Annotated in this window: 12 protein-coding genes; 3 read left to right on the forward strand and 9 right to left on the reverse strand. The window is 63.7% G+C overall.

Translation table 11 applies throughout. From position 1 onward, the window contains the following. The first annotated feature begins 10 nt into the window (after nt 1–10). The gene (locus RB2654_RS16875) at nt 11–1,186 is read left to right on the forward strand and encodes an FIST N-terminal domain-containing protein (RefSeq protein ID WP_008334098.1); all 1,176 of its coding nucleotides are present in this window, start codon (nt 11–13) and stop codon (nt 1,184–1,186) included. After that, on the forward strand, nt 1,183–3,381 hold the full coding sequence (locus RB2654_RS16880; protein ID WP_040885158.1) for a hybrid sensor histidine kinase/response regulator: 2,199 nt from the start codon (nt 1,183–1,185) through the stop codon (nt 3,379–3,381). The genes RB2654_RS16875 and RB2654_RS16880 overlap by 4 nt, the downstream gene beginning before the upstream one ends. Before the next feature lie 75 nt (nt 3,382–3,456). Here the strand turns inward: RB2654_RS16880 and RB2654_RS16885 are convergent, their stop codons facing one another. From RB2654_RS16885 to RB2654_RS16925, 9 genes are all read right to left on the reverse strand, one after another. Continuing rightward, nucleotides 3,457–4,926 (reverse strand): ABC transporter substrate-binding protein, encoded by a 1,470-nt coding sequence (locus RB2654_RS16885; protein WP_040885792.1) that lies wholly within the window; start codon nt 4,924–4,926, stop codon nt 3,457–3,459. A gap of 120 nt (nt 4,927–5,046) precedes the next feature. Then, the gene (locus RB2654_RS16890; protein WP_008334103.1) at nt 5,047–5,724 is read right to left on the reverse strand and encodes a DUF1523 family protein; all 678 of its coding nucleotides are present in this window, start codon (nt 5,722–5,724) and stop codon (nt 5,047–5,049) included. Nucleotides 5,725–5,731: 7 nt separating this feature from the next. Next, nucleotides 5,732–6,007, reverse strand: coding sequence for a hypothetical protein (locus RB2654_RS16895; RefSeq protein WP_008334104.1), 276 nt, complete (start codon nt 6,005–6,007; stop codon nt 5,732–5,734). 4 nt (nt 6,008–6,011) lie between these two features. Then, nucleotides 6,012–7,361 (reverse strand): DUF6638 family protein, encoded by a 1,350-nt coding sequence (locus RB2654_RS16900; RefSeq protein WP_008334105.1) that lies wholly within the window; start codon nt 7,359–7,361, stop codon nt 6,012–6,014. Between the two features lie 139 nt (nt 7,362–7,500). Further along, nucleotides 7,501–7,836: a hypothetical protein gene (locus RB2654_RS16905; RefSeq protein WP_008334106.1), complete on the reverse strand. Its 336-nt coding sequence runs from the start codon at nt 7,834–7,836 to the stop codon at nt 7,501–7,503. Then, nucleotides 7,833–9,770, reverse strand: coding sequence for an ATP-binding protein (locus RB2654_RS16910; protein WP_008334107.1), 1,938 nt, complete (start codon nt 9,768–9,770; stop codon nt 7,833–7,835). Before RB2654_RS16910 ends, RB2654_RS16905 begins: the two co-directional genes overlap by 4 nt. A 95-nt stretch (nt 9,771–9,865) precedes the next feature. Continuing rightward, nucleotides 9,866–11,008, reverse strand: coding sequence for a hypothetical protein (locus tag RB2654_RS16915; protein ID WP_008334108.1), 1,143 nt, complete (start codon nt 11,006–11,008; stop codon nt 9,866–9,868). Then, nucleotides 11,001–11,210, reverse strand: a complete 210-nt coding sequence (locus tag RB2654_RS16920) for a hypothetical protein (protein WP_008334109.1) — start codon at nt 11,208–11,210, stop codon at nt 11,001–11,003. Before RB2654_RS16920 ends, RB2654_RS16915 begins: the two co-directional genes overlap by 8 nt. 1 nt (nt 11,211) lies before the next feature. Beyond that, nucleotides 11,212–12,291, reverse strand: coding sequence for a coiled-coil domain-containing protein (locus RB2654_RS16925; protein ID WP_008334110.1), 1,080 nt, complete (start codon nt 12,289–12,291; stop codon nt 11,212–11,214). Nucleotides 12,292–12,447: 156 nt separating this feature from the next. Here RB2654_RS16925 and RB2654_RS16930 point away from each other — a divergent pair, with 156 nt between their 5' ends. Then, nucleotides 12,448–13,728 (forward strand): acetylornithine deacetylase/succinyl-diaminopimelate desuccinylase family protein, encoded by a 1,281-nt coding sequence (locus tag RB2654_RS16930; RefSeq protein WP_008334111.1) that lies wholly within the window; start codon nt 12,448–12,450, stop codon nt 13,726–13,728. Nucleotides 13,729–13,752 lie beyond the last annotated feature (24 nt).

Below are 13,752 nucleotides of genomic sequence, written 5' to 3' on the forward strand. Positions count from 1 at the left end.
GAGGAGCCGTGTGGGCCAGCTCGACGCTGCCGCACTGACACGCAGCTATCCCGCAGACGTTCTGCGGACGGTCCATCTGCGCCACGACGACCTCGACAGCCTCGCCGGGCTTGCGGACCGGATGCGCCCGGAGGACATGGAACTGATCGTTCTGTTCGTCTCGTCGATGGCCGATTTCGACGAGGTTCTCGCCCGCATCAGCGCCTGTTGCGCGGGCACGCATGTGATCGGGTGTTCGACGGCGGGTGAGATTTCGCCCGACGGCTATGCCGAGGGTGAGATCGTCGCGGTCGGTTTCCCCCGCGATCTGTTTCGCGCGAAGATCCACCTTATTCCCGATCTCGACGATATCGCGCCGCAGAACCTGATCGACCGCATGATCCAGAGCCGGGGCGAGCTGGACTCCGAAAAGCCGGACTGGCGTTTTGAATTCAACTTCGTGCTGATCGACGGGCTGTCCAAACGCGAAGACGCGCTGACATCGGGGTTGGCGATGGGTCTGGGCCCGGTGCCGCTGTTCGGCGGCTCGGCGGGGGATGGGACCGATTTCGAAGAGACCTTCGTTCTTTACGATGGTCAGGCCTATCGCAATGCCGCCGTACTGGCGCAGTTTCGCACGCGTTGCCCGGTGCGCGTGTTCAAGACCGACCACCTGATCCCGTCCGACACGCGCATGGTTGTGACCGGCGCCGACCCGGAGCGGCGCACGGTGCATGAGATCAACGCCGAACCGGCCGCTCGCGAATATGCCCGCATCCTCGGCAAAGACCCGGAGCAGCTGACGACCTTCACCTTCGCGGCCCATCCCGTCGTCGTGCGGATCGGTGGGCAGCACCATGTGCGCGCCATCCAGCGGGTCGCCGAGAACGGCGATCTCGTCTTTTTTTCGGCGATCGACGAGGGTCTTGTCCTGACGCTGGCCGAGGCCGAGAACATGGTGGATCACCTGCGTCGCGAGCTTGGGGCGCTGTCCGATGACGGGCCGCCCGCCAATATCCTCGGCTGCGACTGCCTGCTTCGCCGGATGGAGGCGCAGGAGAACCAGATGACCGGGGAAATCTCGTCGCTGCTGCGGGAAAACCGGGTGATCGGGTTCTCGACCTACGGCGAGCAGTTCAACTCGATGCATGTGAACCAGACCCTGACCGGCGTGGCGATCTATCCGCCCGAGGAGGACGGGCCATGATGTGCGGTATCCTCAACCCCGAGGACCCGATCGAGCGGCAGAACGAAAAGCTCATCAAGATCAGCGAGGCGCTGATGCGCCGGATCGAACAGAACACCGATGCTGAAGGCGCGGCCTATGCCCAGTTCCAGCGGGCGGCCATGCTGGAGGAAGAGGTGCAGGAGCGCACCCGCGATCTGGAACATGCGCTCGACCTGCTCAACACCTCGAACGCGAAACTCGCCGAGGCGAACCGCGAGGCGGAAGAGGCGCGCTCGAACCTCGCCAATGCCATCGAGACCATTCAGGAAGGGTTCGCGCTGTTCGATCCCGACGAGAAGCTCGTCATGTGCAACAGCCGCTTCGGGCTGCACATGCCCGACATTCGTGCGGCGTTCGTGCCGGGGCTCGATTTCCACGACTACGTGCAACTCATCAGCCGGTCGCGGTTCCGCGAACATGCCGACAGCGAAGCGCCGGAGGACTGGGCGCGCGGGAGGTTGGAACGACACAAGGACGACCACGTCATCTTCAATGTGCGGATGATCTGGAATCGATGGGTGCAGGTGTCCGAGCATCGCACGCCGGACGGCGGCACCGTCATCATCCAGACCGACGTGACCGACATCATGCGGCTCGAGCGGCAGGAACGCGAACGAATGCTCGACGATCAGGCGCGGGTCATTCAGGCGACGCTCGAACAGCTCAATCAGGGCGTCTGCATCTTCGATGCGCAGGCCCGGCTGGTGGGCTGGAACCAGAGGGTCGGGGAACTCCTGTCGATGCCGGCCACGCTCATGCGGATGGGGATCCGGTTTTCCACGCTGCTCGACCGGTTTCGCGACGATATCTCGTTCACCGACGGAACCACCATCGAAACGGTCGAGGCCTGGGTGCAGATGCCCGGTGGCCGCCCGCCGGTCAATTTTGAGGTCAAGCGCGGCCCCATGCTGATCCTTGCGGTGACGGCGCAGGAAATGCCGGATCAGGGGTTCGTCATCAGCTTCACGGACGTGACGGCAGAACGTGCGGCGGTCCGTGCGATCAAGGATGCCAACGAAATGCTCGAAGCGCGGGTGGCGGAACGCACCCTCGCCCTAAAGGAGGCCCTGTCGGAAGCGGAGCGCGCGAATGCGTCGAAGTCCCGTTTCGTGGCGGCTGCGAGCCATGACCTCCTGCAACCGCTCTCGGCCGCGAAACTCTATCTGGCGTCGCTGGAAGGCGAGGGGGAAAGCCCTGTCGTGGCTAAGGTCAGCCGGGCTTTGGAAAGCGTCGAACACATTCTCGACGCCCTTCTCGACATCTCGAAACTCGATATCGGCAAGGCCGCGCTGCACGAAGCGCCGGTCTCGGTGGGGACCGTGCTTGCGCAGCTGGGCGAGGAACTCATGCCCGTCGCGCGGCAGAAGGGCCTCGATTTGCGGATGGTCTCGACGAGCGCGGTGGTGCGTAGCGACCCGACCTATCTTCGGCGCATCCTGCAAAACCTCGTCTCGAACGCGCTGCGTTACACGGACAGGGGCCGGGTGCTTGTCGGTGCACGGCATGTGCCGCGCGGGGTGCGGATCGAAGTCTGGGATACCGGTCCCGGCATTCCCGAAGATCAGCAGCAGGCGATTTTCGACGAATTTCGCCGCCTCAACGCCTCTGCCAGCGCCGCCGAGGGCATGGGGCTTGGCCTCGCCATCGTCGAGCGGGCTTGCCGGCTTTTGGGGCATGACCTGACGCTCACCTCGGCACCGGGCATCGGCACGTGTTTCCGGGTCACGCTGCCCCTGCATGACGGCGCGGCGCTTCATCCCGAACAGGCGGCGCCGCGGGGCTGGAACGCGCCACGAAACCTCGGCGCGGAACTCGTCCTCCTGATCGAGAACGACGCGGATGTTCTGCGCGCACTCACCACGATCCTCGAAAAATGGGACTTGTCCGTGCTCGCCGCCAGGAGCGAGGCGGAGGCGCATGACTTGGTGGACGAGGTCGGCGTCGCCCCGGACGCGATCATCGCCGATTACCAGCTTGACGACGACAGGCTCGGCACCGATGCGATTGCATCGCTCAGGGGGCGCCTTGGCCCGATCCCGGCCTGTATCGTCTCTGCGAACCGAAGCCCCGAACTGATCGCAGCCTGTGGCAAGCTCGGCCTCACGTTGTTTCCAAAACCACTGGAGCCGGCCCGGCTTGCGGCTTTCCTTGCGAACGTCGAAGCGAGCACCTGACCCCCCCTCCGTTCTATCGACAAAGGAAAAGGGCACCGGGTTGCCCCGATGCCCTTCCCAATCCATCACGCGGGTTTATTCGACCCAGCGCACGCCCGTCAGATCGTTCGCCTGCGTGGGCGCGTTTTCCCACATGCCTTCGATCTTGGCGTTGATGACGCCGACCTTCGCAAGCTGGAACAGGTAGCCGTTGACGAAGTCCTCGGCGATCACCTGTTGTGCCTGCTGGTTCAGCTCGGTCCTCATGCCGGGTTCCGAGGTGACCGAAAGCTCTTCGATCAGGGCCTGGAAATCGGCATTGTCGTACTGGAAGTAGTAGTCGGGCCGCGCGTAGATGTTGATGTCCTGCGGTTCGGTATGGCTGACGATGGTCAGGTCGAAATCCTTGCCGCCGAACACCTGCTCAAGCCACTGCGCCCATTCGAGGTTGGTGATCTCGGTCTCGATACCCACTTCGCGCAGTTGGCTCGCGATGATCTCGCCGCCGTTGCGGGCATAGCCGGGGGGCGGCAGCATCATGCGCAGGGTCAGGTCGGTGGCACCCGCTTCTTCCAGCAGCGCCTTGGCCTTTTCCGGGTCGTAGTTCGACATCTCGGTGAGGTCGACATAGTCCGGGTTGTGCGGCGCGAAATGCGTGCCGATGGGCGTGCCATAGCCGAACATGGCGCCGTCGATGATGTCCTGACGGTTGATCGCGTGGCTGATCGCCTCGCGCACGCGCACGTCGTCCAGCGGCGGCTGCTTGTTGTTCATGGCGAGGATGGTCTCGCCTTCGGTCGAGCCCACGACCACCTCGAACCGCGGATCGCTTTCGAACTGCGACAAAAGCTCGACCGCCGGGAAGTTCGGGAAGGCGTCGATGTCGCCCGCCATCATCGCGGCGAAGGCGGCGTTGCCGTCCGAGATGAACTTGAAGGTCGCCGTCGACAGCGCGACCGGCTCGCCCCAGTAATTCTCGTTGCGCACCAGCGTCACGTGATCGCCCTGCACCCATTCCGAAAAGGTGAAGGGGCCGGTGCCGATCGGGGTCGTCGCCAGTTGTTCGACCGTTTCCGGTGCCACGATCACCGCGTCGCCCCAGGCCATGTTGAACGGGAAGTTGCCGTTGGGTTCGGACAACGTGACTTCGACGGTCAGCGGCCCTGCGGCGGTCACGCTTTCGATGCCCGCGAACAGCGCCTTCTGCGCGTTGGTCGAATCCTCGGCGCGTGCGCGGTCGAGCGAGAAGACCACGTCATCGGCGTTCATCTCGGACCCGTCGTGGAACGTCACGCCTTCGTTGAGGTAGAAGGTATAGACCATCCCGTCTTCGCTGACGTCCCAGTCTTTCGCCAGTGCCGGCTGGACCGAGCCGTCGGGTCCGAAGCGCGTGAGACCCTCGAACACGTTGGCATAGACAACCTCATCGATGGCGGCCGCAGCGCCGCCGGTCGGGTCGAGGTTGGGCGGCTCCAGCACCATACCGATGCTGATGGTGTCTTGTTGGGCGAGTGCGGGCCCCGCGACAAGCGCAAGCGCAGCCGCGGTCAGATGCAGGTGTTTCATGGAATCTCCCTCTTGGTTCTCGTTGGTCTTTTCGCCCATTCAAGGCGAGGCGCCGTCACGTGGCAAGGCACATTCGCCTGATGGTTGACGTAACGTCCATCGGTAAGGCCCCGGAACGGGTTACTTTCCCGTCCAGCTTTTCCACCACCGGGTCACGCGCCCGCGCCGTTCGTCGGCATAGGCATCGACCTTGTCCCATGCGTCCCGCCCGTCCTGCATACGCGGATCGATGGCGCGTTCGCGGAACTGTCGCCACATCGCGCGGACGAACAGGATCGCGGCGCCCAGCAGAATGAAGAAGATGATGTTGAACCACGGGATCACGGTCACATTCGGCCCTTCGACCGGCTTGATCGCGATCATGTTGGGATAGATCGTGAAGAACCGGTTGCGCCAGCCGTATTTGGTGATGACCACCCATTGCTCGTTGCCGGGAGAGGATACGTTCGCCAGCGCCTCGGCCTGCAAATCGGACGAGTCGAACTTGAAATAGGGCGGCCAGATCCAACCCGTATCCTCGTTGCGGTAAACGAACACCCGCTCGCTGTCGCGCTGGAAGAAGCCGAAGAACCACGTGCGTTTCTTGACCGTGTTGATGAGCCGCACGTCGCGCGTCGGCATATCCGTATTGGCGCTGTCGGTCTGGGCGTAGAACGGACGGTTGAGCGCCGAGAAATCCATGCGGATGATCTCGGTCCCGGTGATCCGGGCCACGTCGTGCCGGGGCAGCACGTAGTAGAGCAGCAGCGCGAAGGCGACGACCAGAATGGTTACGATCGTGTTGCGGACATAGCGCATAGGGGCCTCAATTCGCGTTGGTGATATAGAGAACGGCGCCGACGAAGATCGCGGGCACCACGTAGATAAGCAAAAGCAGCTTGGGCCGGATCGAGTCGTTGTAGTCGATCATGCCTTGTGTGATGAAGGTCTGGCGCGCCATCTTGTCGCCGCCGCCGGGATGGTCTTCATCCCATTCCTTTTCCAGCTTTTCATGCCGGACCGAGCGGGAATACCACGCCACGCACAGGTAAACGACGCTGCACAGCAGGAACAAGACGACGATCAGTCTGAGAAGAGCCATTCGGTTACCTCCTGACGGCGCCCCAAGGGCCAACCAATTCGATTATATCGTCTTTCGGCGTGGGCGAAACCGGCTTGGCGGGCGGTTCCTCCCCCCCGAACAGGGCTTCGCGCGCGCCCGCCTTGTTGGCGGCGTAGTCGCGATACAGGAATTCGGCCACGTATTCCTTCTTGGCGTCGGGCCAGTCGTGATAGGCGGTGTAGAACGCCTGTTTGTGGCAGATGAACAACTGCCGGATGTCGAGTGGGGCCAGTTCCGACAGCAGCATGTTGATGAGGTCGCGGTCCGGATGATCGGGCCGGGCGCGCAGGGTGTAGAAATAACTCGCATCATCGCTGGCGATCCGGGGCCATTTGCCGCCATTCAGCGCCCAGCGGACAAGCTGGTTCAGCTTGAGAAACTCCTCGGGCAGCGACGACCCCATCCGTTGCGCCAGCCGATGCAGCGCCCGGTGGTCCATCCCGTCGCTCTCCACCCCTTGCGTGGTGGCCGCATCGACGAGGATGAAGTCCATCTTCTGCCTGAGGATCGCCGCGCCATCGACGCCGCGCGCCTTGATGATCGGCTCGACCAACTCGTTCACCTCAAGGAAGGCAGCGATCCCATTGCGGTCGGCGAAGTCGAGCGTCGTTTCGATCGGCAGAACGCCCAGCGGTTCTTTCGGTCCGACCGAGATCACGGCCGGTTCCGCCACGTCGCGGAACACATAAAGCCCGGCGAAATGCGCGGTCCAGAAATTGTCCTGCGTATAGGTCGGGCGGGCGAGGTCGATGGGCTGGCGCGTCACGTCGCCCGTGGTCTTGGCGAGCGTAATCATCTCGGCGATCAGCACGTCGTCGAACCAAGCGTCCTCCTCGCTCTGGAACCGCTCGATCTTGGCCGCCAGATCGCGCGCGTTCTTCACATGGCTCTGGGTCGTGTCGGCGTTCACGGTGATCGTGCGAATATCGAGGAGCCGCGCCGCTTCGGACACCTCGAACACCGAATTGTCGAGCTCGCCCGCGACTGCGTCATTGGCGGTGAGCGCAAAAAGCTTGGCCTCGTTCTCCTCGATGAACTGCCGCAGGATCCCCCGCGAGGTCGAGAATTTGGCGTTGAGCAGCGGCGCGGTCTTCTGCTCGGTCGTCAGGATGATGAACAGCCGGTTCACGCCGTTGGGGTTGAGGTAAAGGTGATCGCCCAACTCCTCGCCCACCTCGTAGGAATACCCCGAAATATCGATGTGGAACTCGCGCAGCGCGGTGCGCTTGCCGGTGAGGGAGTGCAGCGCGCGGTTGTAGCGTTCGATCAGGGCGGGGGAGTCCACCCGGATCAGGTTGCCGAACATCAGGCCGCGTTGGATGAGGCGTTTCATTTGTTGCACTCCGGTTCGCGTCTGACCCCGCCGGGCCGCGCGCGGCCCGGTGAGCGCCCGAACCGCCCCCCCGGGGCGGGCGCTTTACGCCCACCCCGGCGGCCCGGGCACTCACCTCTGGTCTGCAACACGAATTCCATCACGCCCCCTTCCGCGTCCGCCGGAAGCTCCAGAAGAATGCCGCCACATAAGACGCGATCACGACGAGCGTTCCGCCGAATGTCACCACCTGAAGCTGCCCGCCGCAGACGCCCAGCGGGTCGACCCCGGCCCAGCCGTAGACCCAGAGCGTCATCACGGCGAGCCGCGCGCCCAGTTGCAGGACGACCAGCGACACCACGATAATGGCGAGGATCACCCATGCGTTCGCCTCGCGCATCCGGCCCGTGGCGCGGCCCACGAACCACGCGGCCACCGCGACCGCGATGGCCAGCACCAGCGTCAGGCCGACGGCATATCCGCAATCCATCATCATCGCGACTTCGCCTCCACATACCGCCGCTTGGCCTCTTCGGTCAGCCCGAACTCGCGCACCATCTTCTCGATGGCGACCTCGTCCGACTTGTCGGCATAGCGGAATTCGCTGTCGGCGTAGCGGTTGATCTCTTGAATGACCATCTCGATGGTGATCGGCTGGCGCAGTTCCTCGATCATCCCCTTCTTCTCGTCGTAGGATTTGAACAGGAACAGGTCCGGCTCCTCCATCCACTCGTCGGGCAGTTCGAAGTCCATCGCGCGGACTTTGACGGCATCGGTGATGTTCTTGATCGCGCGACCCGTGAAACGATGATCGGCCTCCTGAATCCCCTTCAGATAGGTGCCCAGCTTGGCGATCGTGTCGAGTTTGCCGATGTCCTTGGCGACCCGTTCATAGACCCGAAGCAGCCCGTCCTCATGCGGTTTCGAATGGCTCTCGAAACTCGCCGCGACCGCTTTCTTGATCTCCTGCGCGGCATAGAGGTCATGGCTGCCCAGCGGAATGTCATGGTTCTTGCCCATGAGCAGCGCGAGGATGTCGATGTAATCCTCCCGCGTCTGCGGCCCATCGACGAGGAACCGGGCGCCCGCCCGCTGGCGCAGCGCGTCGTCCACATTCTCCGGGTAGTTCGAGAACATCCCGAAGGTGCAGTTGCCGCGCACGACCGTGTTGGCGCCCGCGAAGCTCTCCATCAGCACCGCGGTGATCTCCAACTGCCCCGCACTCGACTGCCGATCCCCGCGCTTGCCCGCCAACTGGTCGATGTCGTCGATGGTGCCGAAGCCGATCACGTTCGGGTCGATCACGTTGTTGATGAAGGCCTTGGCGTTCTGCGCCGACTTGCCCTGATAGCTGTCGATGCTTTCGGTGGACAGGTTTTGATAGCGGAACGGATACCCCGCCACCTCGCAATACCCGTGGATGAGCCCGGCCATCATCTGGATGAGCGTTGTCTTCCCGGTCCCCGGCGCGCCGTCCCCCATGAAGGTGAATATGAACCCGCCGAGATCGGCGAAGGGGTTCAGCTTGCGGTCGAAGTCATAGGCCATGAGCATCTTCGACAGCTTCATCGCCTGATACTTGGCGATGTGGTTGCCGACCACCTGATGCGGCTTCTTGAATTGCATGGTCAGGGTCGTCCCGCGCGCCTTGCGGCTGGCCGCGAAGCCCGAAATCGTGAAATCGTCCGCCTCGATCCGGTAGTTGGCACCCTTGAACGGCTCCAGCCGCGGCGCGGTCTGGGCGCGCAGGGACACCTTTTCCATCAATGCCTCGGCAAAGGCGATGACGGTGGCCACAAGGCGCGGCTCGTCTGCGGCGTGGGTCGCGATCTCTTGATCCAGTTCCCAAAGCGCGCCGTGCAGGGCGAGAAGCGCGTTGTCCGTCAGGACCTCTTCGACAGCGCCAACCTCGACCGACACCTCACCGGCCTGCCCGGCCATGAGATACGCGGTGGCGTTCGCGAACACGCCCAGCACGGCCAGCGCCTCGGCGGCGAGCAGTTCCGAAAACTCCGCCGACCGTTCGCGCGGAAGGGCGCCGCCAAGGTTCGCCTTCTTCAACTCGGCCAGCCCCGTCTGCTGCGCGTAGCCTTCCCCGACGGCCAGTGCGATCGCCAGAGCGCGGCGCAGCGAAAACAGCACCGACGCCTCGACCGGAGACACCAGAGGGTCATCTCCACCCACAGCCTCGACGCGTTGGGCCAGATGAACCCCGTCGGGCTTCGCGGTCGAGCGTGTCACCAGCCCCGGCGTGGTCGAGCGGAACCGCCGCGTGCGCGTCACGCCCGGCGAACGTTCCACCGGCGCCTCGGCCCGCGCCTTGCCGATCCTTGGGGCATGTTCGAAACCCTCGAGCATCGCCGCCGCCGCCTCGTAATGCGCGCGGATCTCCTCCTCCGAGAGCTCCATCTGGTCAGCGGGCAGCGACATTCCTTATCCTCTTCTTCGTTTCAAAAAACCTCGGGGGGTCCGGGGGGCAGCGCCCCCCGGCGGGTCGGACAGGGCGCAGCCCGGTCCGAAACCGATCAAGAATAACTCAAAACCTGCCCTCCCGGGCTTACGACGAATTTGCGCACGTCCCGAAACCCCGGCGGGTTCTTTTCGGCCAGCACCTGAAACGGGCGTTGCGGCAGGATCACCGCACGGGTCATGCGGGTGGCGCCGGTGTCGGCACCGCGCCCGGAAAAGGGGTCGAGCGCGAAGATCTGCCGCTCGACGCTGCCGAACCAGCCGGATTTCTCGCGCTCCACCCGCTCGCTCTCGAGCTCCTCGACGGTCCAGGCCAGTGCCCAATCCTCGCCCTCCGGCGCACGCGCCTCTTCCAGCACCTGACGCAGCGGGCCGGTCTGGCGCGTGTAGGCGTGGGAATACATCGGGCCGATGTGGATGCGGCGCAGGCGCTTGGGGTGCAGGTCGTCGAAATCGCGGTCGAACCCGCTCGCGATCGTCACGAGCTTCAGGCCGCCGACGGATTGCGCCATGAGGTGTTGCTGGGCCTGCGGCCAGCGGGTCTCGTCCTTTGGCAGGGCGGTCCGCCCCGTGTCCTCGCATTCCATGAGATAGATGGTGGGAAGGTTCAGTCCGCTGTCGTAGACCGCCCAGTGCAAAAGGTAGCGCCTGCGCGGCTCGCGCCCATCCGACAGGTTCCCCATCCAAAGCGAATCCGGGTCCATCTGCGGCCAGAACAGGTCACCCTTGGCCAGTTCCTCATAGTAAAGCCGCTGGCTCATCGCGAATTGCAGCTTGGTCGGAATCGTCTGGCGCCCGACGATCTCTTCGATCATCTCGTCCTTGAGCTTTGCCGTGGACGGCATGTTCTTCAGGTGCTTCATCGCCTGCGCCGCATCCGCCGACATCTGAAGCAGTTCGGCATGGATCGGGAAGCCGCTTTCCTCGCGGTCGAAGGTCAGCTTGCCGGGCGCCATGCCCTGCACCCGGCCCGACATATGATATTTGTTCGCAAGCGCCCGGAAGGTGAAGCTGAGGTTCACGATGTAGCGGGCAATGACCGAAACCTCGTCGCGGCTCAGGCTGCCCTCGGCCTCCATCTGTGCGGCGACCCGGCCAAGATGCGTCGTGATGGATTGCCATTTCGAGAAATAGCGGCGGGTGACACTCGTATCCTCGAGGTCCGTGTGGTCGTGGGTCAGGGCGTCTGTCTCAGGCATGATCGCCCTTGGCCTTTTCCCAGCGGCCAAGTCCGAACAGGCGCATCAGCCCGACCGTCAGTCCGCCGACGATGAGACCCATGACGATCTTGCCGCCAAGGGTTTCCAGCGGCGCAGCATCCTTGGTCAGAACCGCCAGCCCGGTGCTGATGCCCAGCACCAGCGCCACGACCACGGCCCATTTGACGACCCGCACGACCATATCAGGCCCCGTAAAGGTTCTTGTCGTGTTTCTCGACGATCTCGGCGAACCGGCGGGCGAAGCGTTCGTCCGCCTTGGCCTTGGCTTCCAGCACGTCACGCGCGAACACCATGTGCTCTTCATGCGCTTCCATCATGTCGGCCATCTTCTGGTTCGTCGCCGTCCCGATCGAGGCCATGGCGGCCTGCGCTTCCTGATCTGTCTTTACCCCGATCTCGTTGATCCGGTGGGCCACGTCCTGTTGCTGGGCGGTCTTCAGCGACTTCGACAGGGCATCGTAGAGCACGACACGCTGCTTGGTGTCCGTTTGCAGCTTGTTGATGAGCACCATCTGCGTCGCGGCCTGATTTTGCAGGGAGTCGACCCAGGTCTTGCCCTTCTCGATGTAGCGTTCGAGCGTCTGCGAGCGGGCCAGTTTCACCTGCTCCTGCTGCACCATCTCGTTGTATTTCGCGTTCAGGTCGGCCAGTTCGCTTTCCAGCTTGGTCCGCGCGGCGGCGTCCTGCTCCATCGAAATCTTCTGCTCGAGCTCGATGATCTTCGGGTCCAGCGCCTGAATGTCGGCCTTGAGCGTTTCGAGCTCGCCCACCACCATTTCCCGCTCGTCCAGCGTTTCGGTCAGGTTCACTTCGACGCGCGTCTTCTGTTCGTTCAGCATGTCGAGCTGGCTTTGCAGAAGCTGCACGATCACGTCGGATTTCGAGATGAGGTCTTGAAGCTTGTCGTCGATGGACGCTGTGCGCATCCGTTCCTGACGCAGGCTTTCCGAGCGGTGTTTCGAGAACACGCCGACGAAGGTTTCCCAGCCGGTCTTGGACCGCATCTCGTCGAAGTCCTTCGAGAACCCGGCGGTCACGTCGTCCAGCCCCATGATGAGCTCGGCGATATTCGCGTTCATCACCTGCGTATGGGCATGCACGTCATCCAGCGTCGCGTTTTCGATGTCGATGGAGATGTCCGCGCCCGTGTTCAACTTGTCGCGGGCGGTTTCGATCCGGCTGGTCAGCTCGGCGATCTTCGATTGCGCCTCCTGCACCTGGGCCTGGCTTTCCTTGATCTGCGCATCGAGATTTCCGGCCATGACATCCTCAAAGTTAATGGGCGTAACATTATCTGATATGGTGAGCCTACCGCGAATGTGAAGAGGGCGTCACCCCGCAAATCGGGGGCGTGGGCAAAATTAGCGGCAGGGCCGTTTGCGATTGCCCCCCGCCGCCGGCCCGCCTAGCTTTGCGCCATGACCGAGACCCAATCGCCCGTCATCCGTGAAGTCGAAGCCCGCCGCGAGGCGCTCGTCGCCCTGTGTCAGGATCTGATCCGTATCCCCACGTTGAACCCGCCGGGGCGTGATTACCTGAAAATCTGCGAGATGCTGGGCGGGCGGTTGCGCGGCGCAGGCTGGCAGGTCGAACTGATCCGGGCCGAGGGAACGCCGGGCGACAGCGACACATGGCCCCGCTGGAACATGGTGGCCCGCTACGAAGGCGCGCGGCCCGGCGACTGCGTCCACTTCAACTCGCATCACGACGTGGTCGAGGTCGGGCATGGCTGGACCGTGCCGCCCTTCGACGGCGTGGTGAAGGACGGGCGCGTCTATGGGCGCGGCGCCTGCGATATGAAGGGCGGGTTGGCCGCCAGCGTGATCGCCGCTGAAGCGTTCATTGCGGCCAATCCTGATTTCGCGGGCGCGGTCGAAATTTCCGCGACGGCGGACGAGGAAACGGGCGGTTACGGCGGCGTGGCCTACCTTGCCGAACGCGGATACTTCGACCCCGAACGCGTGCAGCATGTCATCATCCCCGAGCCTTTGAACAAGGATCGTATCTGTCTGGGCCATCGTGGCGTCTGGTGGGCCGAGATCGAGACCCACGGGCGCATCGCCCACGGGTCGATGCCGTTTCTGGGCGACAGCGCGATCCGGCACATGGGCGCGGTGCTGGAAGAGATCGAGGCGACGCTTTATCCGCTCCTCGCCTCCAAGCACACGGCGATGCCGGTCGTGCCCGAGGGCGCCCGGCAATCGACGTTGAACATCAACTCGATCCACGGCGGCGAACGCGAGCCGGAAGACGGCTATACTGGCCTACCCGCACCCTGCGTGGCCGACCGCTGCCGCATCGTCATCGACCGCCGATTCCTGATCGAAGAGGACATCGACGACGTGAAAGCCGAGGTCCGTTCGCTGCTGGAGAAGGTCAAGGCCGACCGTCCCGGCTTCGACTACGAGGTGCGCGAGCTGTTCGAAGTGATCCCGTCCATGACCGATGAGGATGCGCCTGTCGTGCGCTCGACCGCGGCGGCGATCGAGAAGGTTCTGGGGAAGCGGCCCGATTACGTGGTCAGCCCGGGCACCTATGACCAGAAGCACATCGACCGGATCGGGCGGCTCAAGAACTGCATCGCCTATGGCCCGGGTATCCTCGACCTGGCGCACCAGCCGGACGAATGGGTCGGGATCGACGACATGGTGGACAGCGCGGGCGTCATGGCGCTGGTGCTGGAAGAACTGCTGACCTGAATGCGCGCCTGCAAGGTGGCGCGA

Source organism: Maritimibacter alkaliphilus HTCC2654, assembly GCF_000152805.1.
In the GTDB taxonomy this organism is placed as follows: Bacteria; Pseudomonadota; Alphaproteobacteria; order Rhodobacterales; family Rhodobacteraceae; genus Maritimibacter; species Maritimibacter alkaliphilus.

Excerpts from the sequence above, each read along its gene's own strand:
- RB2654_RS16925 (WP_008334110.1), bottom strand. The coding sequence starts at position 12,291 with ATGGCCGGAAATCTCGATGCGCAGATCAAGGAAAGCCAGGCCCAGGTG.
- RB2654_RS16910 (WP_008334107.1), bottom strand. The coding sequence starts at position 9,770 with ATGTCGCTGCCCGCTGACCAGATGGAGCTCTCGGAGGAGGAGATCCGC.
- RB2654_RS16895 (WP_008334104.1), bottom strand. The coding sequence starts at position 6,007 with ATGGCTCTTCTCAGACTGATCGTCGTCTTGTTCCTGCTGTGCAGCGTC.
- RB2654_RS16905 (WP_008334106.1), bottom strand. The coding sequence starts at position 7,836 with ATGATGATGGATTGCGGATATGCCGTCGGCCTGACGCTGGTGCTGGCC.
- RB2654_RS16885 (WP_040885792.1), bottom strand. The coding sequence starts at position 4,926 with ATGAAACACCTGCATCTGACCGCGGCTGCGCTTGCGCTTGTCGCGGGG.
- RB2654_RS16915 (WP_008334108.1), bottom strand. The coding sequence starts at position 11,008 with ATGCCTGAGACAGACGCCCTGACCCACGACCACACGGACCTCGAGGAT.
- RB2654_RS16900 (WP_008334105.1), bottom strand. The coding sequence starts at position 7,361 with ATGAAACGCCTCATCCAACGCGGCCTGATGTTCGGCAACCTGATCCGG.
- RB2654_RS16890 (WP_008334103.1), bottom strand. The coding sequence starts at position 5,724 with ATGCGCTATGTCCGCAACACGATCGTAACCATTCTGGTCGTCGCCTTC.
- RB2654_RS16880 (WP_040885158.1), top strand. The coding sequence starts at position 1,183 with ATGATGTGCGGTATCCTCAACCCCGAGGACCCGATCGAGCGGCAGAAC.
- RB2654_RS16930 (WP_008334111.1), top strand. The coding sequence starts at position 12,448 with ATGACCGAGACCCAATCGCCCGTCATCCGTGAAGTCGAAGCCCGCCGC.
- RB2654_RS16920 (WP_008334109.1), bottom strand. The coding sequence starts at position 11,210 with ATGGTCGTGCGGGTCGTCAAATGGGCCGTGGTCGTGGCGCTGGTGCTG.